This is a genomic window from Loigolactobacillus backii, from assembly GCF_003946275.1.
GTDB lineage: Bacteria > Bacillota > Bacilli > Lactobacillales > Lactobacillaceae > Loigolactobacillus > Loigolactobacillus backii.
The window spans coordinates 1-23,229 of the sequence record NZ_RHNQ01000011.1 but is presented as its reverse complement, the minus strand read 5'-3'; the positions used below and the strand labels follow the sequence as shown (position 1 = coordinate 23,229).

The following is a 23,229-nucleotide window of genomic DNA, read 5'->3' as shown; positions in this document are numbered from 1 at the left end:
ACAAAAAAAGAGTCTGGAAAATCCCCAAGCTCCAATTACTCATTTTACTATTTTAATCCTCATCCTACGATTTTAACAACGTTTGAATTGTTGGACAATTGCAGCTTCTTGCTGATTCAGTGGTCCCAACATCGAGATTAGTTGTTGACCGCTAACACGATAATTACGGCGTATTCTATTCAGGGCAATCATAATAATCACCGTTAAAAAAGCGACCAAGGATGCCCGCGTGCGCGTAAAAGAAACGGCAAATAACGTTGGGGTAGCCTGAAAGAAGATTTTAAGCACGACGTACACTGTAATGATACCAACAAAATACTGTAATCGTTTGGTCCGCCGCATCCGAATCATCAATAACTGAAGCGCCAGTAATAGATCCTCGTGCACCACTTTACTCCGTGCCTCCTTGATAAGGCAACCGCGCAATTTGTTTAAAATAACCGTGTTGAGCAATATCCTGCTTTAAATCGGCCATCGTAAATTGATGGTAAAAAGCACGGTAACCCGTGTCAGCAAGTGTAAATAAATCCGTCAACGTGGCCTCAATATTACGGCTAATATCACTGCCCGCACCACTGGCCTCCGTATTTCCAGTCGTAAAACGAGCGTAACTAATTGTTGGCGGAATCGTTAAATCGTAGAGCTCTCCAACGTTAATCTCCGCAAGTGTCCGGTCGAGTTGATAACCACCGTTTTTCCCAACAACACCGCGAATATAATGTTGCTTATGTAAAACCGATAGAATATTTCGAATCATTACCGGGTTAGTCGTCATGGAAACGGCCAACTCACGACTTGAAATAACGGCCGGTTGTTTTTGTTCCAAATAAAGTAAGCTATGAACGGCAACAGAAAAATCTAATCTCATTTTTAATTTACACCTCCCAATTCTTTAGCAAGTGTCCTCCATCAAAACGCTACTTTGCAATTGATAAAATTGCGCAATCTATAATTTAAGGGACATTTAGAAAAACACTAGGAAAGCTGTTTTTTAAATACGCTTACACTAAATTGGCCAAAAAACAATAGTAAAAAGTGTTTTCTAAACACAACCTAGATTGCAACTTTCTGTTTGCTTTTCTGAACGTTATAGTCAAACTAAGTTTCTCTTAGGCGGCCCTTCCGCCTAGTTACATTATCAATGGTGTCACTTTAAAGTCAACTAATCGTTCGTCAATAAAGTTCGTATTATAACGCTGCTTTTTCCCAGAAAGTGCTGGCCGCAATATCTGTTGAAAATCAGCTACAACTCCTAAATTGGCAGATTGGGTTAACCAATCTAATGAAAAGAAATTCAAAATTCCTTCACGCGTCATTTGTGGGTATTTTTGTGGTGCAGCCTTAGTCAGTGCAGCCACGTAAACGTAAATACTATCAATGTAACGGCCATCAATATGCCAATCAAGAATTCCGGCCAACGTTAGTTGATAATCGTTCGGCCGAAATTGTGTTTCTTCTTGTATTTCACGCTGCATTGCCACATCTGCGGTTTCGTGTGGTTCAACCTTACCGCCTACACCATTCCACTGCCCTGGATACGGCTTTTTCAACCGATTGATCACCAAAATTTGTTCTTGTGCGTGAACAATCGCTAAGGTATATTTGTAGGTCATCTTATTGCCTCCACTGGGATTATTCTAGCATATTGCACTGCCTAATCGTGTTTTGGAAATACTTTTACCAGTATTTACTTGACTAATTTCGTATCACCGTGTTTGAAAAAGCAGCTTTCTGCGGTTGCCATGTTTCAACTTGGCGCTTTTCGCCATAGTTGAATGGACAACGGATGAAGCATCAAAATTATTAGCGTACTTAGCTAATAATTCTCAGTTGCGGAATAGTAGCTACAACAGCCAAATCATCTGTTGTACAGATAATTCGGCTGTTTAGGCCATGTTTGGAAATAGTTTCTACTAGTATTCACCTGACTAATTTGGTGGAAACGTGTTTGAAAAAGCAGATTCCTGCGGTTAGCTACAACAGCCAAATCATCTGTTGCACAGATAATTCGTCTGTTTAGGCTAATCCTCAGAATCTAACCGCTTTTTCAAACACTCTCTAGTCTTTACTGCCGTAATTTTTTAATCACATTAGCCTGATATTGCTTAGACAGCAACATGGTGCTCCGGTACCAGTCGGTTAAATACGGTGCCAGCGTCTGGTCACTTAAGTTCTTAGTTTGCGCCTGAATAACTTCGGTCTCGCGCGTGGGATTGGTTAGTGACATTTTCTGCTGATGTTTAACCGTAGCAATTTTCTTTGAAACGGCTAGACGTTGCTCAAATAAGGCCGTTAACTGCCGATCAATTTCATCAATCTGTTTGCGTTCTTCTTCTAACATATCGATGACCCCCTCTTCTTAATAAAAAAAGCAGCCGGAAGCCACTTTCCATTCGTTATTTTAAATTTTATTTTACTGAATTTTCATTTTCAACACAAGTCCGTGCCGCTATAGCTTGGCGAAAACGTCAGTAGCATTGGCCTGCACCATTGTGAACTTAAACGGCAAATCAAGCTTTTCTTCATTAACAGCCACAATTTCCGCATTAGGTCGGGCATAATTTGTCAACATCGAAAACGGTGCTACCCGAAATGACGTTCCACAAATAATAATTAAATCGGCTTTAGCGACAGCATCAATTGCCGTACTGACTGCCTGCTCATTTAATCCTTCGCCATATAAAACAATTTTTGGCCGCAAAATACCGCCATCACTTTTATGGTGATAATCCTGCAAATATTCTTGATAAGGAACGGTCTGGTGACACCGCTGACAATCGACTTGGTACAAATTGCCATGAAATTCCACCACGTGCTCAGCACCAGCTGCAGTGTGCAACCCGTCAACATTTTGCGTAACAATCATACCCTTGGCATTGCTAATGGCCGCCATTTTTTCGTGAATAATATTCGGTTTAGCAGCAGGATAGTACATATTGTCCTTTACAAATTTATAAAAATCGGCGGGATGATCAACTAAATTATCGTGACTTAATAAGTACTCCGGATTTTGCTGATTCGCGTATAAGCCATTCTTTGACCGGTAATCCGGGATTCCTGAAGGCACTGAAACGCCTGCTCCAGTTAAAAAAGTGACGTAGTGCGCCTTTGTTATTGCTTGCTTTAAATCAAACATAAAAAAGCCCCCTAAATTTTTAACGCAACGTAAAAGCCATATTAATTTTTTCCATTAATTCTTGAACCGATAGTGCGTAAAGTTCTTTGAAGTAGGCGGCACTATCCTTTTCATTCTTAGGTGGTGTTACCACAAACGTATTTTGTTGATCGTTTTTGCCTAAACCGATGTAAGCACGTTCGTTTGAACCCTTGGTAGTCAATTCAGAATGAAAAACGTCAAAGACTTGCCGCACTTCCAGCCTTGACTGTCGATCTGAAAAGACACCGGCCAAGGTTGTAAATTGATCGTGGTGTGCTACTGGCAAACCAGCGCTTTCCAACCACTGATCAAAGGCCCGAAATAAGTTAACCACTGTCCGTCGTAACGCAAATGGTGACGTAATTGGTTTAGCACTAACCACTTGGTATAGTTGTTTGGCAGCAGCGTACGCCACGGTATAGCGTTGCGTAAATAGATCGTCAAAAAACTCAGTCTCTCCTTGATAAAAGACTAGCGCATCTAACAAACTAACTGCTCGGAAAACTAACAAGCGATCCGCTTTTTTAGGATCCTCAGGCGTGACGACATCGAGGATTCCCTTTAAGTATTGGCGCTTAACCGTATCCGTCAGTAGACCATGTTTATGCTGTTCACTGACAACAACAACGTGACAAACGGCATTATATAAATCAGTTGCCGTTGCCATTAATTGTTGGTCTAGTGCCTCATCGTTAGTTGTTAAGTTAAAATAAATCTGCGGATAACCCTGCATCACCATCAATAAATGTAATAGCTCATGTGAGACGGTGTAATCAACATCGGTCGCATCGTTAACTAAGATAGCTAAACTGCCATCTGGATTTAAAACCTGTTGGGCTTGATCATGCCGTAAATAGCCACTACTTTCATCACTTACTCGAACTTTAACCTCACCAGTAAAGCGTTGGCGAACTTCTGCTAATAAATCTAAAACTGGCTGTGAAAACTGATCTTCTGTCATAACTGACTCCTTCGTTATCGTAGTTTATCTCCTTCATCATAGCAAAGCTTTTAGTGATTGTGAACTGGGAGTGTCTTGAGACTACCTCTGCACGATGCCAACAAATAAATACCTTTATATTAGATTAGCCAGAAAAATACCTTTATTAGTATTTTTCTGGCTAATTTGGTGTAAACGTGTTTGAAAAGGCAGGCTCCTGTGCTTACTGTGTTTCAATTTGGCGCTTTATGTCTTGTGTTCGCGACAAATTAAGTCGCGCGCAGTTCCAGACTTTGTATAACTGTGTTTCTTAACTCATTGCCGCAAGAATAGACAACATTCGTAGCGCCAACAATTATTTGCGGTCTTTACAAATGACCAATCGTAATTGCGGAGTAGAATCTGGCACTTTTCCAAACACTCCCTAGTTTAACTATTAAGTCACACTTTTTAAAGCGCTTTCGTGATATAATTGATTCAATGAATTGGGGTGCACTACCCTGATCCTAAATAAACGGGGTGATCATATGTCTGAACAGAACCGAAATGTTGTTTTATATTTGATTCAAAGTCTTGATGGTTACATTGCCGAAGAAGATGGCGACATGGCTTGGTTACAACAATTAGATACAACTGAAGCAGACAGCTCTTACCAAAGCTTTTACAGTACAATTGATACAGTCATCATGGGCCGCAAAACCTATTTACAAGCAAATAACTTGGCTGGCAGTTACCCTTACAGTGATAAACAAAATTACGTTTTTTCAACAACGCTTCATGATACTGAAGACCGAGCAACGGTTGTAGCGGGTAACGTTACCCAATTTGTCCGACAATTGAAAAATGAATTGGGCCAGGACATTTGGTTAGTTGGTGGTGCTGATCTCTTTTCTCAGTTACTTAAAGTGCATCTAATCGATAAATTGGTTATTACAATTGCACCAGTTTTGCTAGGAAAGGGAATTCCGTTACTTAACACAAATTTAAAAGATGTTCCACTGGCACTTCAAAAAGCACAAAAAATTGGTCAATTAGTTCAGCTAACTTATCAAATCGAACCACAATAGCGCCAAATAAAATAGGGAGACCACTAAAACAAATAATTGTTTTAGCGGTTCCCCCTATTTTTATTTCACTTCGTTTTAATCCGATCGAATTTTTCAAGTAGCGCACAAACCAAAATCAAAGTTAGAAAAACAAAATTATGAATAATAATGTGCCCGGTTCCCAGCCAATATGACGCTAGTGAAAAGGAACTAACCCAAAGGACACAAAGTAACATGATACTCACCCAAAAATGCAATTGACAGTAATTAATAATACGTCGCATTACAATCACCCCTTCTTTAAAAAACACAGATCTTTGTTTTTAGAGACAGCGCTTTCTTAATTAAGTATACGCGCTTTATCACTAGATGACTAGTAAGTGTCTGCAAGGGCACACAAAATGAATTTAGTCTGAATCCTAATTAGATTAAGACCTAAAGAGTTTACTTCTAACCGTTTTCCAATCACTTGTTAGAAACTACCATAGTCGCCGCGTAAAAATAGCGTCAGTCGTTGTAAGTAACTGAAAAACAGCGTTCCCACAATAACAATCAGCGTAATCAGTACTAACGAAACAGTATATGTATTCATTATTAAAAATAATAAGATTGCAACCAACATATTTTTACTATAGTAAGAACGTCGGTGCCAAAATTGTTGTAACCACATTTTATTCGCCTCCATAATTAGCCTATCAAGCCTCAAGCGGTCTGTCTTAGGGCTTAGGGCGGATTCATTAACCAGTAATAAGTTGGGTAATGGTCCGACCAGCAAAAATAGGCAATCGCTTTCTTTTTTCTTGCGTTATAATGTGGTTGATATTAAGAAAGGTGTGGAAGTTAAAATGGCAACTAAAGTTTATACTGACTACTTCTTTGATGAACCTGCTTTTAATACGCACGATGGTGGTTATATTCCGCTAGAGGTTTATGATGCTCCGGAAAAACCGCTAGCAGTTCCACCACTCTTAAAACCTGATAAAGAAACTGCAACGGATACGTACTACACCGTTATTGCCCAAACCGGCGAATCACAGCTCGTTCCCGGTGCCAAGACTAAGACCTGGGGTTACAACGCACCGTTATTAGGTCAAACCATCGTTTTTCAACGTGGCAAACACATTCACATTAATTTAAAAAATGAACTTCCTGAATTAACAACTTTCCATTGGCACGGCTTAGATGTTTCTGGACCCATTACTGATGGCGGTTGTCACGCTCCAGTTTACCCTGGTGAAACTAACCAAATTGATTTCACGCTTGAACAGCCCGCCTCATTATCATGGCTTCATGCTCACCCCTGTCCATCAACTGCAGTCCAAGTTTGGCACGGACTAGCGACTGGCGTCATTATTAAGGACGATGTTGAAGCCAAGCTACCTTTCCCACGAAATTATGGTGTTGACGATATTCCGTTAATTTTACAAGACCGTCGTTTCCACGAAAATAATCAGTGGGATTACAAGGCTGACTACGATCCAGATGGCGTTCAAGGTCCAACTGCCTTGATCAATGGCACTGTTAATCCATATTTTGACGTAACAACTCAGCGGTTACGTCTCCGTTTCTTAGATGGTGCTAATCGCCGTGAATGGCGCTTGCATTTCAGCGATGACCTTGAATTTACCCAAATTGCTTCGGATGGTGGTGTCTTACCTGAACCAGTTTACCTCACCAAACTAATGTTAACTTGTGCCGAGCGCGCAGAAGTTATCGTTGACTTTGGTAAATATAAGCCCGGCGATGAGGTCACACTCTACACAGATGACGTTCCCCTGGTTAAATTTAAGATTCATGATTTCAAGCCTGATAATACCAAATTACCAGACCACTTAGTGACGATTGACGACCCTGATCCAAGTCCGGATACACCAATTCGTAAAATTACGATGGATGGTATGGATGAAGAAGTTGCCTTAAACGGCAAGAAATTTGATATGTCACGAATTGATGCGCGTCAAGAAGTTGGTACCGCCCAATACTGGGACATCACCAATACTAATAGTACAAAAGATGGCATGGTTCATCCCTTCCACGTTCACGGTACGCAGTTCACAATTGTTTCGCGCAATGGTCACGAACCTTATCCAAACGAACATGGGCTAAAAGATACTGTTGGGGTTAACCCAAAGGAAACTGTCCGAATTAAAGTTCGTTTCGATTTAACCGGCGTTTACATGTACCATTGCCACATTATTGAACACGAAGATGGCGGTATGATGGCCCAAATTGAATCTTATGATCCGAAGCACCCCCGTCAATATCATTTAATGGATATGAACACTTTAATGAACGCCTTTGCTAAAGAGCGCGGTGTTGATCGTAAGGATCTATGGATGCCTGGCATGTAAGCATTAACTGAACTTGTTTCAAGATCTACAAAAAATAAGTCAAAAGATATTTAACTTCAAAACCAACCACAATCACCAAAATAGTTTAGATCGGTAAATTATTCAGTAATTGTGCTTGATTTGGAAGTTACTATACTTCTGGCTTATTTTTTTGCACTATTTTTAATTAAGAATTATTTTTTTACAAATAATTTGCACCACTGTTGGTTCAGCCTATCCTTCAAATAAACTTTAGTTTTTTCTTAATGGACGTAACTTTGCCAAAAATTAACTAATAATTTTAGACCGTAACCAATAATGATCACGCCACAAATTCGGTTTAGCAACAACAAAAAGGACGTTTTTAAATGTGTTCTAAAGATTATGATTAGGCCGGTTAGACTAGTGAACCAAATCAACGATGCAGTCATTACGCCGCCAATAAAAAAGTTCCCCTTGGCACCTGGCAACGACGCACGAAAGGCCCCTAATAACATTGTGCCGTCAATTAGGGCTTGTGGATTCAGCCAAGCTACTGCAAAGGCCGTCCCTGTTGCCCGCCAATAACTAAACGTTGGCTCAGTTGTTGCTGTAGTTACGGTGACATCCCGCGCCTTTAATAAAGTCAGGCCAATATAAATAACGATTAGGCCGCCCACTAACAAGATGGCCGCCTTTAACCAATGAAACATGGTCAATAATTGACCGATGCCAAAAAAGCAGGCCAATGCAAGCGTGACGTCAAAGAAAGTCACAATTAACGCAACTCGAAAGGCACGCCCGCGCGGTTGGGTTAAGGCCGTATTAATCACGAACAGATTCTGCATTCCAATTGGTGCAATGTAGGCCACACCAAATAATAATCCTTGTAAATAAGTCATTCTAAAATTATCCCACCAAACTAAATTACTTTAAATTATGCCAAACGTTTCCTAGGCCATGTTTGAAAAATATTTTTATTCGTATTTTCTTGACCAATTTGGTGTAAACCTGTTTGGAAAAACACTTCCTAGGTGTTTGACACAAATCTGAGTTTAAGTTATTTTCAATGAGAATTACCCAGCCAAATTAAATAATTTATCCAACCAAATTTAAAATGAAGGTCCTAAAATGAAATTAACAATCAATTGGCAACCTGATCCAACTAAAAAAGCACCCCTTTATCAGCAAATAACCGATTATTTTTTAAAACAAATTACAACAGGTAATTGGGTCGTAGGTGATCAATTACCTAATCAACGTCGCTTGGCGCAACAATTTAACGTAAACCGCAGTACCCTAGCAAGTGCAACCGCCATACTGCATTCTTACGGTGTTATCAGTGCAACGACTGGCGGCGGAACCAAAATAAGTAGCAACACTTGGTCACTATTAATGTCCCGGCCAGCACTCAACTGGCATAATTACACCTCTTCGGGTCAATTTGTTCCCAATCAACCGACGATCCAAACGATTAATCAGCTAGAAACAACTGATTTCACTAGATTAAGTACTGGCGAGCTAGCCCCTAGTCTGTTTCCAAAAAAATTAATGCGCCAGGCCCTGACGGACGTGACAACTGAGCTTAACAGTCTCAATTACCTACCGCCAGAAGGCCTATACGAGCTACGGGTGGCACTTGCCGAATATTTAAAACAGTGGCAAATTAAGGTCAATCCAGAAAATATCCTAATTACTTCTGGCTCTTTACAAGCACTACAACTAATCTCAGTTGGTCTATTAACCCATGGTGCAACTATTTTTACCGAAAAGGTTAGCTATTTGAATTCATTAGAAGTTTTTCAATCGGTTAAAAGTCACTTGGTCGGCCTACCGTTTGATAATGAAGGCGTTGCTTTTTGGCAAATTCCCCAATCCAACGCACAACAACTTCTCTACACTATTCCAAGTTACCAAAATCCAACTGGACTCGTCATGTCGCTTAAACGCCGCCAAGACCTACTTACCTTTGCGGCCAAACGCCACTTGCCAATCATTGAGGACTCCGCGTACCAAGATCTTTGGTTTGCTAAACGACCGCCATTACCGTTAAAAAGTCTTGATACACACCAAACCGTTCTTTATTTAGGGACCGCCTCAAAATTTTTAGCACCTGGCTTACGCCTCGGTTGGATTGTAGGACCACAAGCTATTATTCGCCGTTTGAGTGACGTTAAAATGCAAACTGATTACGGTGGTGCTAGTTCATTAGCTCAATTGACACTAACCAAGGTTCTGCAAAGTTCGGCCTTTCCCACTTATTTGAATGATATTCGCGAACAATTGAAGCAGCGTTGCCTGCTGGCTCTAACTGCCCTACAGGATTACTTAACCCCTTACGCAACTTGGCGAAAACCAACTGGTGGTTTTTATATTTGGCTACAACTTAACGCAGAAATTTCCGTTAATCAATTATTTCATCAGGCCATTGGCAGTGAGATTCTGTTTAATCCCGGCAAAGTTTACGGCAATCAAGCAACCCAAATGATTCGCCTATCCTTTGCTTATACCGAGCCCATAATTTTCCGAAAAACAATTTGTCAACTTCAACAGTTGATTAAACAACAGCTGGAGACCACGGACTGACTAGTGCGTCGTAGCAACACGCCAAAACTTAACTGGAACGAGACAGAATAGATTAGATCCCATTCCGATGCGCGAGGGCGGGTTGGCGAGCCAACTTTTACCAGATAAAGGCAAGCCGGAGTAAAAATGGATCTCGCCAAGCCCACATGATTCTACTTCGCAATAGTGGACGATTTTCGAAACGAAAATCTTAGATGCTACGGACGATGGCCATTCAACTAAGGCATAAAGCGCCAAGCTGAAACATGGCTCTAAATGGCCCAGATCGCCATTAATAATTATCGACACAGCTGACCCTCGCGCACCAAAATGAAATCTGGCCACAGTGGAGCATTTAAGCGTTATTTGTTTCTCTGACAGCTACTGTCCCAGTTTGTATGGCCAGTAAGTAGGAAAAACTACCTTTGTCAGTGTTGATAGCCAATTAGGATCACCGATAAGTTGCGCAGCATTAAGGCTGTGATTCCTACTCAATGGCACTAACTAAACGGTTAAATTAGCCAATAATCAGAACTCAACCACTGCCAAGGTGAAATGGAGGCGCTGGCGTATCAGCTGTGTCGAAGGTACTTGATGACCGAATTGTGGTCATTTAGTACCTTGCGTGATTGACAAGATCCATTTTCTTTTCCGAATGGGTTTAATCGGAAAGAAAATTAGCTTGTTAACGCGCCACGCGTTCCATACACCAGCGCCGGAATGGAACCTAACCAAATCTGACCACGTGCAATTCAGTAACCAAGCGGCATAAGCATTATCTTTAATAGCGATATAATTCAATTTAAATATGAACGCTACACCCCATCGAGTTTTGAAAAAGGCTTTTTTAGTATTTACCTGTTCGATTTAGTTTAAGCGTGCCTGAGAACTACTACTTACGACTGATTTTTAGTCCCAATCCCGAAAAACGCTTGACCGCTACACCAGTGGTTACCTATACTATATTTAAATTAATACTATACGACGTATAATATAGTTAGGAGAATAGCTATGAAAATTCAAGTTAGCACGGAATTACTTGATGGCTGCGTGTTGGCGTTGCTTGCTGAAAAAGATTATTACGGCTACGCAATCACGCAACGAATTCAGCAAACAATCCCAATCTCTGAATCCACCCTTTATCCAGTACTACGCCGGCTGCATAAGGAAAGTTGGTTGGAAACTTATGATGAGTCATTTAAAGGTCGTAACCGCCGGTATTACCGCTTAACCAAGGCAGGAACTAAACAGTTAGGGGTAATCCGTAACGACTGGGAAAGTTACAAACATAATATTGACTGGTTGTTGAAAGGAGATAACCATGGATAAAGAGACTTACTTAGAACAACTAAAACAACAATTGACGCCGTTAAAGGCAGATGAATGTGCCGATGTAATCGATTTTTATACCGAGTATATTGAAGATGCTGAACTGACGACTACCGAAGAAATCACAGCAAAACTTGGTTCTCCAAAGCGACTTGCTCGTAAGACTTTGGCCGATTACTCAATTCGCGCTACTGAAGAAGAACCAACGGTAACAACACCCAAACATAATGCACACTTAATTTGGTTGATCTTACTAGCTGTCATGGCTTCCCCCATTGCAATTCCTTTAGCATTGGCCATAGCACTTTTCTTTGCGTTAGGAATCTTGATGTTCTTACTTTGCTGTGTCCTTCTTTTAGTACTGACACTAGCGGCCGGCGTTGTTAGTGTTTTCAGTATTATCGCCGGCGCGAGTGTTTTATTCAGCTCTTTCGTTACGGGTATTTTTTATATTGGTGTCGGTCTGGCAGCCTTAGGTGCCACTATTTTGATTAGCCTTCTCGGCTACCTCATTCTTAAAGTCTTACTTCAGGCTGGCGCCACCCTCACCAAATTCTTATACCAAAAAATCCGCCAGCATTCACAAAGAAAGGTGGCAGCTAAATGAAACGACTTTTTAAATGGAGTGCGCTGCTCTTACTCACTGGTACCATTTTAATTGTGCTTGGCCTTCTTTTTGGCGCCCACAAAAACGTTGGTTACTATGCTCATGGTTTTAGAATCATTGAAAAAACGACTAAAACTAGATCATTGCCCAAAATTAATAACGTTCTGATTAATACCAAAGATGCCGCTATTACCGTAAAAGCGGGTAACCGCCGCCAACTTACCACAAGAACCATAAAAACTGGCCAACCACAGGTCACAGTTAAAGATGGCCATTTAACCGTCCGGGTAAAAAGAACACCGGTAGCTAAGGCCAAGTTAAATTTTGACGCAAATGATAAGCCAGTTGAGGTCATTCTAACGTTACCTAAAGGTGAATTAAACCACCTTAAATTATCCACTACTAGCGGTAATATCTACGTTAAAGATCAAACCAGCAAAAACTTAAGTGCAACAACGAATAACGGAAGCCTGGCCATGAAATCTGTTAAAGCTAAGCAATCAAGTCAACTACATTCACGTAATGGTGCAATCCGGTTTAACACAGTTCGGCTAAAAAATAGTCATGTGATAACTGAAAGTGGTGAAATCACCATTGTCAAAAGCCAGCTGACAAAAACTAGCCTAGCTAGTACTTCCGGTGACATCCACCTTCGCCACAATAAAATTCACGGCCAAATTAATTTACACACCAATAATGGCAGTATTGGCGTGCAGGCCACTCCGACCACTGGTTACGTTATTCACAGTAGTAATTCTAAATATAATGACTTTTTCGGTAAATCCTTCAAAGAATCACTGGTTAAAAATCAAAATACGGGGGACACCCTTAATCTAGAAACAAAAAATGGAATCGTGAAAGTTATTCGTTAAAAAAATCGTGAAGTTAACTCCACGATTTTTTAGGCCAAATACGTTATACTGTAGTCAGTGTAATTCACAAAAAAGAAGGTATAGCCAATGTTTGAAAATAATCGGAATCGTTTTGCAACTTACGGTGTTATCGCCCAGATTCCTGGTGAATTAATTGATCAGGTTTGGTCGATTATCGATAATAATCTGCAGGGTATTTTTCCACTTGGTCAAACGCTTGCTTTTCAGTTAACCAATCATAACGGCACGATTAGTTACGATTACATTCAAGACAATGACGTGGTAGCAAGCTTTGACACTGACTTTCCGTCCGATCCTGGTTATCCCGATTTACTGCTGGCCTACGATGATGGTGAAAATCAAACGATTCTATTACCGGATGAAGCCAATAACAACTAAAAAATGCTAGTCGCAAGGTAAAAACCTGTTGACTAGCATTTTTAATTTGCCGAATTAAATAATGTGTCCGGAATAAATAGATTGCCTAAAGTAGCGGCCATGATTGACTTAATCGCGTGTAAACGGTTTTCGGCCTCTTGAAAAACTAATGATTGTGGGCCGTTAAAGACATCATCCGTAATTTCTAACGCCGAGACGTTAAACTGCTCTTCTAACGATTTTCCAACTTCTGTTTGATCGTCGTGGTAGGCCGGCAAGCAGTGTAATAAAATCGTTGTTTTTTTACCCGTTGCGGCCAACAATTTGGCATTAACTTGGTAAGGTAACAGTGCCTTGACCCGTGCGGCAACATCAATTTTTTCACCCATTGAAATCCAAACGTCAGTGTAAATCGCATCGGCACCATTAACTGCAGCCTCAGGATCAGTCGTCAAAGTAATGTCACTCCCACTATCAACGGCGGCCTGTTTAGCCAACGCCACAATTTTCTGGTCTGGTTGTAATTCCTTGGGACTACCAATTCGGATGTTAACCCCTAGTTTGGCTGCGGTAACTAATAACGAGTTGCCCATATTATTACGCCCATCGCCCACGTAGGCCAAGGTTAACCCCTTTAATTGACCAAATTGTTCTTTTAACGTCATGAAATCAGCGATCATCTGCGTTGGGTGCCAAGTATCAGTTAGCCCATTCCAAACGGGAACCCCACTAAAGGTTGCCAACTGTTCAACCGTTTTTTGTGCAAAACCACGGTATTCAATCCCATCAAACATGCTACCCAAAACTTTTGCCGTATCAATCGTGGATTCCTTTTTTCCAAATTGAATATCATTTTTTCCTAAAAATTCTGGGTGCGCCCCTAAATCAGTGGCCGCAACAGTGAACGCCGACCGTGTCCGCGTGGAAGTCTTCTCAAACAACAACGCAATACTCTTGCCCTGCAAATAAGGGTGCGGGATGTGCTGCTTTTTTAGTTGTTTTAAGTGACAGCCAAAATCAATCAAGTAATTTAGCTCGGCGGTCGTGAAATCAATTTCTTTTAAAAAACTTTTATTTTGAAAATGGTTCATAGCACATCTTCCTTTATTTTTGAGTTTTAGAACTTAAAACTTGTTTGATTTTTTGTAGGCCGAACATCAAATCTGTAGAATCCATCACTAATGGTGGCAGTAAACGCAAAGTATTATGTTTCGCCGAAAGTGTCAGCAAACCATTTTGTTGTAGTTCTTCAATAACATCAGCGACGGCAACAGTTTCGTCTAAATGAATCCCAATCATTAGGCCCAAACCTGTAACACTAGTAACTACCGGTAAAGTTAGAATTTCATTTTGTAAAGTCTGCCAAACCTGCGTCGCTTTAGTTTGTACACCTGCTAAAAATTCAGGTGTTAGTTGCTGTAAAACGGCCGTAGCAGCCGCCAAGGCAATTTTATTACCACCAAAAGTTGTTCCGTGACTACCCGGTCCAAACGCCACCGCCAAATTAGATTTACCAATCATTGCGCCAATTGGCAAGCCATTCCCTAATCCTTTAGCCACGGTCACAATATCCGGGTCTAGTTCGTAGTACTGGTAGGCAAAACGTTTGCCAGTTCGCCCGATACCCGTTTGCACTTCGTCAATAATCAATAACACTTGTTGTTCGTGGCAGGCCTTGGCCACCGCCTTTAACCATTGAGCCTTGGCCGCGTAAACGCCACCTTCACCTTGAATAACTTCTAAAATCACTGCCGCCAAATCTGGTTTAATCTGTTCAATCGCTGCAGGATCATTGTAGTCTGCAAAAGAAATTCCGGGTACTAACGGCGCAAAACCAGTTTGAATTGCTGGGTTTCCGGTCAATGACATTGACCCGTATGTCCGCCCGTGAAAACTATTGTTAAAAGATAATACGGCACTTTTACCAGTGAATTTACGCGCGAGCTTTAACGCCGCCTCATTGGCCTCCGTCCCCGAATTACAAAAAAAGACCAGCCGATCCTCAGTTCCAACTAATTGGTGGGCCACCTCATCTTGCAAGTGACTTTCATATAAATTAGAAGTGTGCCAAATCTTCGTTAATTGCTGGGCCACACTTTTTTGAATCAACTCGTTGCTATAACCAAAATTACAAACACCAATCCCACTTGTAAAATCCAAATAGGTTTTATTATTATCATCAGTTAAATGCCAATCCTCACCCGCGACAATATCTAACGGGAAGCGATTATAAGTTGGAAAAACGTACTGCATAGAATTACCTCCTAAATATTCTTATGGGTGTTTTTGTGTCTTACACAAAAATCTTATTATCGTAGGTTGTCCATTCTCCTAGCACAAAAATCGTGCACTGGAAACATGGCACCTAAATATTTTTATACCGCTAAACAGGCCTATTAGTCCGTTGCAACAGTTGTCAGTGTTGTTCCGGCGTGCGCTAGATCGTCGGTAATTAAGGCCTGCGCCACCCCTTTATTTAAGGCCTGAAATGCTGCTTTGATTTTAGGTGCCATCCCCGTCTTAATGATCCGTTTACCCAAAAGTTGTTGTGCCTTTGGCCAGTTCAAATGGGACATCACTTGCCCCTTTGTCATGACTCCTGGTACGTCCGTCATCAACACTAATTTAGTTGCGTTTAGCTGACTGGCAATCTCTGCGGCCGCAAGATCGGCGTTTACGTTCAGCCAATCTCCGGTCTTTGTTTGTGCTAACGGTGCCAAGACAACTATTTGTTTCTGTAATAACTGCCGTAATAATGGCAAATTAACTTGGGTAATTTTTCCAACTTCACCATATAGTGATTGATTGAGTGTTTCACCAACCAACAAGTGCTGATCACTGGCATTCAAACCAATGGCCAGCAAGTTATTAGCACTTAATTTGCTTAATAATTGTGGTTGAATTAGACCTAGCAAAACGGCCTTGGTCACTGCTAAAACGGCCTGATCAGTCACCCGGATACCGTTAATTTTTTTTACTGAAAGGTGCAACTTCTTACTCCACTCCGTAATAATTGGGCCACCACCATGGACAATCAGGATTTGCTTACCCGCTTCACGCCACTGTCGTAGCTGGTTAAAAAAGTTAGCATCAAGTTCATTAATGGCGTTTCCACCAACTTTAATGACAATCGTTTGCGTCATTTCTAATTCCCCCGATATTCGTTAATTATGGTAGCTGGCATTAATTTTGACGTAATTATAAGTCAAATCACAACCCCAGGCCTGGCCACTCGCGACACCATTATGTAGATCAACTTCAATTATGATTTTTGGTTTGGCCAAAGCAAGCTTCATCGCTGTCGGATCAAAATCAACTGCTATACTGCCTTTTACCAATGCCTGCCCATTCATTTGAATGGCGACATTACTAATATCTAATTTGGCGTCCGTCTGCCCAATTGCACCCATAATGCGGCCCCAGTTAGGGTCCTCACCAAAGATGGCGGCCTTGACCAAATTAGAACCGACAATTGCCTTAGCCACTTTTTGACCGTCCGCTTTATCAGCCGCACCGTGAACGTTCACTTCAACTAATTTTGAAGCCCCTTCACCATCGGCCGCAATTTTTTTGGCCAATTCACCTAAAACGTAACTAAAATTAGCCTTAAATTTAGAATAATCTGGGCTATTTGGTACTAACGCTTGATTACCCGCTAACCCATTTGCCAGCGCAACCACCATATCGTTGGTTGACGTGTCACCGTCCACCGTAATTTGGTTAAAGGTCGCATCAACTTGTTGACTAAGCAATTCTTGCAATTGAGTCCCAGAAATTGCGGCATCCGTGGTCACGAAGCCTAACATGGTTGCCATCTTTGGGTGAATCATCCCGGATCCCTTTGCAAAGCCACTGATTGTAACCAACTTACCGGCAATTTTACATTGAACACTGCAAGTCTTCGGTTGTTTATCCGTCGTTAAAATAGCGTTGGTAACAGCCGTTGTTTTAGTGAGTTGTAACTGTTTGATACCTGCTTTAATCAATTTCATCGGCAATGTTTTACCAATTAGGCCCGTAGAAGCAACGCCTACTAGAGCTGGTTTAAGTTCTAATTTGGTGGCCGCTAACTGTTGCATCGCCAATGCGTCCGCCTCGCCTTGGGCTCCTGTACATGAATTAGCGTTAGCGCTATTCATGACAATTGCTTGCAGGACATGCTTGGCATTGATTGTTTGTTTGGTCAGTTTCGTTGGAGCAGCCTGAAATTGATTAGTGGTATAAACACCTGCGGCTTGCGCTGGGACTTTAGAGTACAACCAGCCTAAATCATTTTTCACTTGTCGTAATCCAGCGTTAATGCCATCACTATAAAAGCCTGCTGGCCAGGTAAAATCAATAATCTTCATTTTAGTTTCTTCTTTTATTTCTTGCATCTTGCTTCAATCCTCTCTTAAGTAAAACTGCTAGGGCAATATTGGTGTTTGCGGTAAACCACTCGCTATTGGAAATGAAAATAGTTGATTAAAATTCTGAATTGCTTGCCCGCCTGCACCCTTCAGCAAATTATCAATCACGCTGACGACAAACACTTTTTGCGTAATGGGATTAAAAACGATGCCAATGTCACAAAAATTTGTACCAATAACTTGTTTTAAAGTTGGCAGCTGTTCGGTAAAGACACGAACAAAAGGTTGCTCCTGATAAGTATCCTGAAACGCGTGTTGTAAAGCTTGCGTAGTCACGCCTTGTTTAACTGTGGCGTAGATCGAGCTCATAATCCCGCGGGTAATGGGTAGTAAGGTAGTTGTAAATTGAATGGCCGGCACTTGTGAGTTCCATTCTTGTAGTTGCTGCATAATTTCTGGAATGTGCTGGTGCTGGTTAACTTTATACACTTGTAAGTTCTCATTTGTTTGCGTGAAGTGTGTGTTAGCGGCTAATTTTTTCCCAGCCCCTGAAGTGCCGGATTTAGCGTCAGCAATAATTGAATCTGGTTCAATTAAACCTTGTTGAACTAATGGTGCCAACCCCAACAACGTTGCCGTGGCGTAACACCCTGGATTGGCAATATACGTTTGGCCACTAGCTTGATGAAATTCGGCCAAACCATAATGGGCTCGCTGTAGTGCAGCCTGATCAGGTGCCTCTTTGTGATACCACTTCTTAAAGGAGGAACGACTTCGTAACCGATAATCACCAGAAAGATCAATCACCGGAAAATTGGCGGCAATAAATGTTTTCGCAAGTTCAGTTGTTACCCCTGCTGAAGTTGCAAAAAAGATAACCTGATCAACCGCCATAATTTTTTCAGCGGCAAAAGGTTCAATCATCGCCTGACTACCAATAAACTGGGGTACTGCTGTAGCTAGCGACTGTGCCTTAGCATTCTTATGCCCGTATAGATCAACTTGATTTACTTCTGGATGTTGCTGCAATAACTGATATAAAATCATGCCACTGTATCCCGTGACACCAACTAACGCGACGTGCATAAAAGTCACCTCACCAAGACTTTAAATTAATATTTAATCATTTTTTCTGTATGCCAATTACAATATACCAGTTCCGCTTAAAATGCAATGCTTTTATATTTTTATTCAAAAAACAGTCATTTTATGGTTACTATTTCGTTTTTAATGAATAAAGTATTGACTATTTATCAAAAATGCCGTTTACTGTTAACAAAGATAATTAAATTTAAATGAATATAAAATGAAAGGTAATGAATTTTATGAAACGATATCTCATTTTAGAAGACGGCACGACATTTGCTGGACAAGCATTCGGCGATTTAACTAAAGAGGTTAGTGGCGAAGTTGTTTTTAATACTGGAATGACTGGCTACCAAGAAGCAATTACCGATCCATCCTATACAAATCAACTAATTACTTTTACTTATCCATTAATTGGTAATTACGGAATCGATCAAAATCGGAGTCAATCATTAAAGGCTACTTGTACGGCGGTGATTGTTCATCAACTTGCCGAACAAAGCTTCCATTATACAAGTCAAGAAAGTTTGGATAACTTTTTGAAGACACAACAAATTCCGGGTATCAGTGGTATTGATACTCGGGCTTTAACCAAACATTTACGGCAACACGGGACAATGGCGGGAATTTTAAGCAAGCAGGCGCACGTCACAAACTTTGCTAAAGCGGCACAACAAACGCTCACAGAAAAAGAACCAGCTTACCAAACACAGTATTATTCAACTAATCTGGCAAAACATCACGTTGTGTTAATCGATTTTGGCGTAAAACAGGCCATTATTGACAATCTACTGGCCCATGAATGCTCCGTTGATGTTGTTCCTTACGCTAGTGATTTCACAACGATTGCCAATTTAAACCCGGACGGCATTTTACTTTCTAATGGCCCTGCCAATCCCACTGATTATGCAGATAGCCTACCATTAATTCAACAACTACAAACGCATTACCCCCTCGCCGGAATTTGTCTAGGCCATCAATTATTTGCGTTGGCCAACGGTGCAACTACCTATCAATTGAGTTATGGTCATCGCGGGCTTAATCATCCGGTTAAAAACTTAATAACCGGTAAAACGATCATGACGAGTCAAAATCATGGTTACGCTGTCGCTGCCGATTCATTGGCAACTACACCACTGCAAGTGACGCAAGTTGAGGGTAACGATGGCAGCGTTGAAGGACTAAAACACGAAACACTGCCTGCCATTTCCGTTCAGTACCATCCCGAAGCAAATCCAGGTCCAAGTGATGGCAATTCATTCTTTAACCAATTCAACCAACTAATGACGGAAGGAGTTTTGCAGCATGCCTAAGAATCGTACAATTCATAAAATCGTTGTTATCGGCTCTGGGCCAATCATCATTGGTCAGGCTGCAGAATTCGACTACGCTGGCAGTCAAGCCTGCCTTAGCCTAAAGGAAGAAGGTTATGAAGTTGTTTTGATTAACTCCAATCCAGCAACCATCATGACCGATGACGAAATTGCCGATAAGGTCTACCTTGAACCATTAACGCTAGATTCAGTGAGCCAGATTTTGGCCAAAGAAAAACCAGATGCCTTATTACCAACTTTAGGTGGCCAAACAGGTCTCAATCTTGCCGTTGAACTAGATGATGCTGGCGTTTTAGATCGCTACCAAATTCAATTATTGGGTACCAGTTTAAAAACAATTAAGCAGGCAGAGGACCGGAAAGCCTTTAAAGAACTCATGCAAAAACTTCACCAACCAGTTCCGGAAAGCCTGACTGTTCATTCAATTGCGGCCGCCATTACTTTTGCCAACAGCATCCATTATCCAGTCATTGTTCGCCCGGCTTACACTTTAGGCGGCACTGGTGGTGGTATTGCTAATAACCAAGCCGAATTGGCCAAAATAATGCAACGCGGCTTAACACTTTCACCAGTTAATGAATGTCTCGTTGAAAAAAGTATTGCCGGCTACAAAGAAATCGAGTATGAAGTAATGCGCGATAATTTAGGCGACAAAATAGTGGTTTGTAATATGGAAAACATGGACCCCGTTGGCATCCACACAGGTGATTCAATCGTTTTCGCACCTTCGCAAACCTTGACTGATCAAGAATATCAAACATTACGTAAGGCTTCCCTTCAAATTATTGATGCCTTAGATATCAAAGGTGGTTGCAATGTTCAATTGGCGCAGGATCCAACTAGTGCCCAATACTACATTATCGAAGTTAACCCACGAGTCAGCCGTTCGTCAGCACTGGCTTCAAAAGCAACTGGTTATCCAATTGCCAAAATTGCTGCCAAAATCGCCGTTGGTTTGAATTTGAGTGAAATTCAAAATCCAGTAACTAAGACAACTTTTGCGGCCTTTGAACCAGCCCTGGATTACGTAGTCGCCAAAATTCCGCGTTTTCCCTTCGATAAGTTTCCCGATGCCGAACGTACATTAGGCACCCAAATGAAGGCCACTGGCGAAGTCATGGGGATTGGAATTACAATTGAAGAGGCCCTTTTGAAATGCGTTCAATCGTTAGAAATTGACTCTAATTACCAAATTACTCTGCAACCAAAAAAACGACCAACGCACACTGAACTTGTTCAACAACTAAAACACGCAACTGATGTCCGTTTATTTTACTTGTTTAGCGCCCTGCAGGCTGGTTTAGCAATCACTGAAATTCATGCTTTAACCCAAATTGATTTATTCTTTTTAACAAAATTGGACCACATTTACCAACTTCAACAAGCGTTAAAACTTAAACCAACGGCAACTGCCATTGGGCAAGCTAAGCAATTTGGTCTTAGTAATCAAATGCTTGCGGCCGCCAGTGGCTTACCTACTGCAACCATTGAGCAAACACTGGCAACACAATCTTTAAAACCTGTTTATAAAATGGTGGATACTTGCGCCGGTGAATTTGCCAGCACGACGCCCTATTTTTATAGCACCTATTTTGCTAGTGAAAACGAAAGTAAGCCCCTGGGAAATAGTGTTCTTGTTATTGGATCTGGTCCAATTAGAATTGGGCAAGGAATTGAATTTGATTACACAACTGTCCACTGTGTCCAATCAATTCAACAAAATGGCTATAACGCGATTATCATCAATAACAATCCAGAGACCGTTTCAACCGATTTTTCCATTTCCGACAAGCTTTACTTTGAACCATTAACGCTAGAAAGTGTCATGAACGTCATTAAACTGGAGCAGCCCCTTGGTGTTATTGTTCAATTCGGTGGTCAAACTGCCATTAATCTAACGAAAGATCTCGTTAGCAACGGTGTAAAAATTCTTGGCACATCATTAAAGGGAATTGAACAAACTGAAAATCGCAAACAATTTGAACAGCTACTACAATCGCTAGCGATCAAACAGCCGGCCGGGGCAACTGCGACTGACTTAGCGACGGCCCAAAAAATTGCGCAACAAATCGGCTACCCCGTAATGGTTCGGCCCAGTTTCGTGCTTGGGGGCCGGGCAATGGCAATTGTACAAGATGAACAGGCCTTAACGGGTTATTTAAAACGGGCGCTGACCGTTGCTCCAGGGCAGCCAATTCTAATTGACCATTACGTTAAGGGCATTGAGTGTGAAGTCGATATTTTAAGTGACGGTAAACAAGTTTTTATTCCGGGAATTATGGAGCATTTAGAGGGTTCTGGCGTTCATTCTGGCGATTCAATTGCCGTTTACCCCCCACAACGTTTAAGCGCGTCGCAACAAGCGGCAATTGTTGCCACCGCCATTAAAATCGGTGAGCAAGTTCACTGTGTCGGAATGATGAACATTCAATTTATTGCTGCCGATCAACTTTACGTCATTGAAGTTAATCCCCGGGCCAGCCGGACGGTTCCATTCATGAGTAAAGTCACCCACCAACATTTAGCTAAAATTGCAACCAGCTTAATTCTTGGTAAAACACTGACCGACTTACATTTACAACCTGGTTTAGGCAAAACGCCCGAAACAGTGGCGGTCAAAGCACCAGTTTTCTCGTTTATGAAGTTACCAGCAATGAAAACAACCTTAAGTCCAGAAATGAAATCAACTGGTGAAACGATTGGTCAAGGTAAAACCTACCAGCAGGCGTTAACCAAGGCACTTTTAGATAGCTATCATTTTAAACCGGCCACGACGGCCAAGATTGTTTTACTAGATACTAGTTTTCAGTCCGATTACGGACTAAAAAAACAACTACTGGCCAAGGAAATGACACCAATTTTAGTTAGTCAACTTCCAGTAGCTGGTTGGCAGACAATTGCACCTACCAAACTAGATTCACTAACAACTGCGGATGTCGCCTTTGTTGGTGCCTGCAACGCCGATGCTACTACGACGGATTCACTGGTTTATTACGCGTTAAGTCACAACCTATCCCTTTTCACCGCTAAAGACACGATAACCGCCGTAACTAATTTAATTGAACACTAATTAACAATTGACTAGGTCGTTATTTAAAAGGGAGACAAAGATCAGTTTTAGGTTCTGTTCTAGAGTAATGTTTTCAAGCCAAAAAGGTAGGGGGTACGACATAAATTATAGGGTCTACACTTTCTGGTATTGGTGAATAACTAATACCGGTTTTTTGTCTGTTTTGAAAATCAGAAAAATAAAAAAG

The 23,229-nt window shown here is 41.3% G+C and carries 23 protein-coding genes; 9 read left to right on the top strand and 14 right to left on the bottom strand.

The features are described 5' to 3' along the window. Positions 1-72: 72 nt before the first annotated feature. From EKM61_RS03480 to EKM61_RS03455, 6 genes are all read right to left on the bottom strand, one after another. Positions 73-390 carry a hypothetical protein gene (locus EKM61_RS03480; RefSeq protein WP_068225589.1) on the bottom strand — a complete coding sequence of 106 codons (318 nt, stop codon included), beginning with the start codon at positions 388-390 and terminating at the stop codon, positions 73-75. A gap of 1 nt (position 391) precedes the next feature. Then, a complete protein-coding gene (locus EKM61_RS03475) occupies positions 392-868 on the bottom strand; it encodes an Rrf2 family transcriptional regulator (RefSeq protein WP_068225590.1) in 477 nt (158 codons plus the stop codon). A gap of 262 nt (positions 869-1,130) precedes the next feature. After that, a complete protein-coding gene (locus EKM61_RS03470) occupies positions 1,131-1,613 on the bottom strand; it encodes an NUDIX hydrolase (protein ID WP_068225591.1) in 483 nt (160 codons plus the stop codon). Between the two features lie 452 nt (positions 1,614-2,065). Continuing rightward, positions 2,066-2,341, bottom strand: coding sequence for a chorismate mutase (locus tag EKM61_RS03465; RefSeq protein ID WP_068225592.1), 276 nt, complete (start codon positions 2,339-2,341; stop codon positions 2,066-2,068). 108 nt (positions 2,342-2,449) lie between these two features. Then, entirely contained in the window at positions 2,450-3,136 is a 687-nt protein-coding gene (locus EKM61_RS03460; RefSeq protein WP_068225593.1) for an NAD-dependent protein deacylase, read from the bottom strand. 19 nt (positions 3,137-3,155) lie between these two features. Next, a complete protein-coding gene (locus EKM61_RS03455) occupies positions 3,156-4,118 on the bottom strand; it encodes a hypothetical protein (RefSeq protein WP_068225594.1) in 963 nt (320 codons plus the stop codon). Positions 4,119-4,624: 506 nt separating this feature from the next. Here EKM61_RS03455 and EKM61_RS03450 point away from each other — a divergent pair. After that, the gene (locus EKM61_RS03450) at positions 4,625-5,164 is read left to right on the top strand and encodes a dihydrofolate reductase family protein (protein WP_068225595.1); all 540 of its coding nucleotides are present in this window, start codon (positions 4,625-4,627) and stop codon (positions 5,162-5,164) included. Positions 5,165-5,229: 65 nt separating this feature from the next. Here the strand turns inward: EKM61_RS03450 and EKM61_RS03445 are convergent, their stop codons facing one another. Then, entirely contained in the window at positions 5,230-5,427 is a 198-nt protein-coding gene (locus tag EKM61_RS03445; protein WP_068225596.1) for a hypothetical protein, read from the bottom strand. A gap of 188 nt (positions 5,428-5,615) precedes the next feature. Further along, a complete protein-coding gene (locus tag EKM61_RS03440) occupies positions 5,616-5,813 on the bottom strand; it encodes a hypothetical protein (protein WP_068225597.1) in 198 nt (65 codons plus the stop codon). A 175-nt stretch (positions 5,814-5,988) separates the two neighbouring features. Between EKM61_RS03440 and EKM61_RS03435 the strand changes: the two genes are divergently transcribed. Beyond that, entirely contained in the window at positions 5,989-7,494 is a 1,506-nt protein-coding gene (locus EKM61_RS03435) for a multicopper oxidase family protein (protein WP_068225598.1), read from the top strand. A gap of 242 nt (positions 7,495-7,736) precedes the next feature. Here the strand turns inward: EKM61_RS03435 and EKM61_RS03430 are convergent, their stop codons facing one another. Then, positions 7,737-8,354, bottom strand: a complete 618-nt coding sequence (locus tag EKM61_RS03430; protein WP_068225599.1) for a LysE/ArgO family amino acid transporter — start codon at positions 8,352-8,354, stop codon at positions 7,737-7,739. Between the two features lie 229 nt (positions 8,355-8,583). Here EKM61_RS03430 and EKM61_RS03425 point away from each other — a divergent pair, with 229 nt between their 5' ends. The 5 genes from EKM61_RS03425 (at position 8,584) to EKM61_RS03405 (ending at position 13,224) form a co-directional block, all read left to right on the top strand. Then, positions 8,584-10,038, top strand: coding sequence for an aminotransferase-like domain-containing protein (locus EKM61_RS03425; protein ID WP_068225600.1), 1,455 nt, complete (start codon positions 8,584-8,586; stop codon positions 10,036-10,038). A gap of 990 nt (positions 10,039-11,028) precedes the next feature. After that, positions 11,029-11,346, top strand: coding sequence for a PadR family transcriptional regulator (locus EKM61_RS03420; protein ID WP_068225601.1), 318 nt, complete (start codon positions 11,029-11,031; stop codon positions 11,344-11,346). Then, entirely contained in the window at positions 11,339-11,953 is a 615-nt protein-coding gene (locus EKM61_RS03415; protein ID WP_068225602.1) for a DUF1700 domain-containing protein, read from the top strand. The genes EKM61_RS03420 and EKM61_RS03415 overlap by 8 nt, the downstream gene beginning before the upstream one ends. Next, entirely contained in the window at positions 11,950-12,825 is an 876-nt protein-coding gene (locus tag EKM61_RS03410; protein WP_068225603.1) for a DUF4097 family beta strand repeat-containing protein, read from the top strand. Before EKM61_RS03415 ends, EKM61_RS03410 begins: the two co-directional genes overlap by 4 nt. A gap of 87 nt (positions 12,826-12,912) precedes the next feature. Then, complete coding sequence (locus EKM61_RS03405; RefSeq protein WP_068225604.1) at positions 12,913-13,224, top strand: DUF960 domain-containing protein; 312 nt, start codon at positions 12,913-12,915, stop codon at positions 13,222-13,224. Between the two features lie 41 nt (positions 13,225-13,265). On the opposite strand, the gene argF is transcribed toward EKM61_RS03405, so the two are convergent. From argF to argC, 5 genes are all read right to left on the bottom strand, one after another. Then, positions 13,266-14,294, bottom strand: a complete 1,029-nt coding sequence (gene argF, locus EKM61_RS03400) for an ornithine carbamoyltransferase (RefSeq protein ID WP_068225605.1) — start codon at positions 14,292-14,294, stop codon at positions 13,266-13,268. Positions 14,295-14,307: 13 nt separating this feature from the next. Then, the gene (locus EKM61_RS03395; protein ID WP_068225606.1) at positions 14,308-15,456 is read right to left on the bottom strand and encodes an acetylornithine transaminase; all 1,149 of its coding nucleotides are present in this window, start codon (positions 15,454-15,456) and stop codon (positions 14,308-14,310) included. Between the two features lie 143 nt (positions 15,457-15,599). Continuing rightward, the gene (argB, locus tag EKM61_RS03390; RefSeq protein ID WP_068225607.1) at positions 15,600-16,346 is read right to left on the bottom strand and encodes an acetylglutamate kinase; all 747 of its coding nucleotides are present in this window, start codon (positions 16,344-16,346) and stop codon (positions 15,600-15,602) included. Positions 16,347-16,367: 21 nt separating this feature from the next. Beyond that, positions 16,368-17,579 carry a bifunctional glutamate N-acetyltransferase/amino-acid acetyltransferase ArgJ gene (argJ, locus tag EKM61_RS03385; RefSeq protein WP_068225608.1) on the bottom strand — a complete coding sequence of 404 codons (1,212 nt, stop codon included), beginning with the start codon at positions 17,577-17,579 and terminating at the stop codon, positions 16,368-16,370. A 30-nt stretch (positions 17,580-17,609) separates the two neighbouring features. Continuing rightward, a complete protein-coding gene (argC, locus tag EKM61_RS03380) occupies positions 17,610-18,638 on the bottom strand; it encodes an N-acetyl-gamma-glutamyl-phosphate reductase (protein ID WP_068225609.1) in 1,029 nt (342 codons plus the stop codon). 239 nt (positions 18,639-18,877) lie between these two features. On the opposite strand from argC, the gene EKM61_RS03375 reads away from it, so the two are divergent. Together EKM61_RS03375 and carB are read left to right on the top strand one after the other, a co-directional pair. Further along, complete coding sequence (locus EKM61_RS03375; protein WP_068225610.1) at positions 18,878-19,951, top strand: carbamoyl phosphate synthase small subunit; 1,074 nt, start codon at positions 18,878-18,880, stop codon at positions 19,949-19,951. Beyond that, positions 19,944-23,042, top strand: a complete 3,099-nt coding sequence (gene carB / locus EKM61_RS03370) for a carbamoyl-phosphate synthase large subunit (RefSeq protein WP_068225611.1) — start codon at positions 19,944-19,946, stop codon at positions 23,040-23,042. Before EKM61_RS03375 ends, carB begins: the two co-directional genes overlap by 8 nt. Positions 23,043-23,229: the final 187 nt, after the last annotated feature.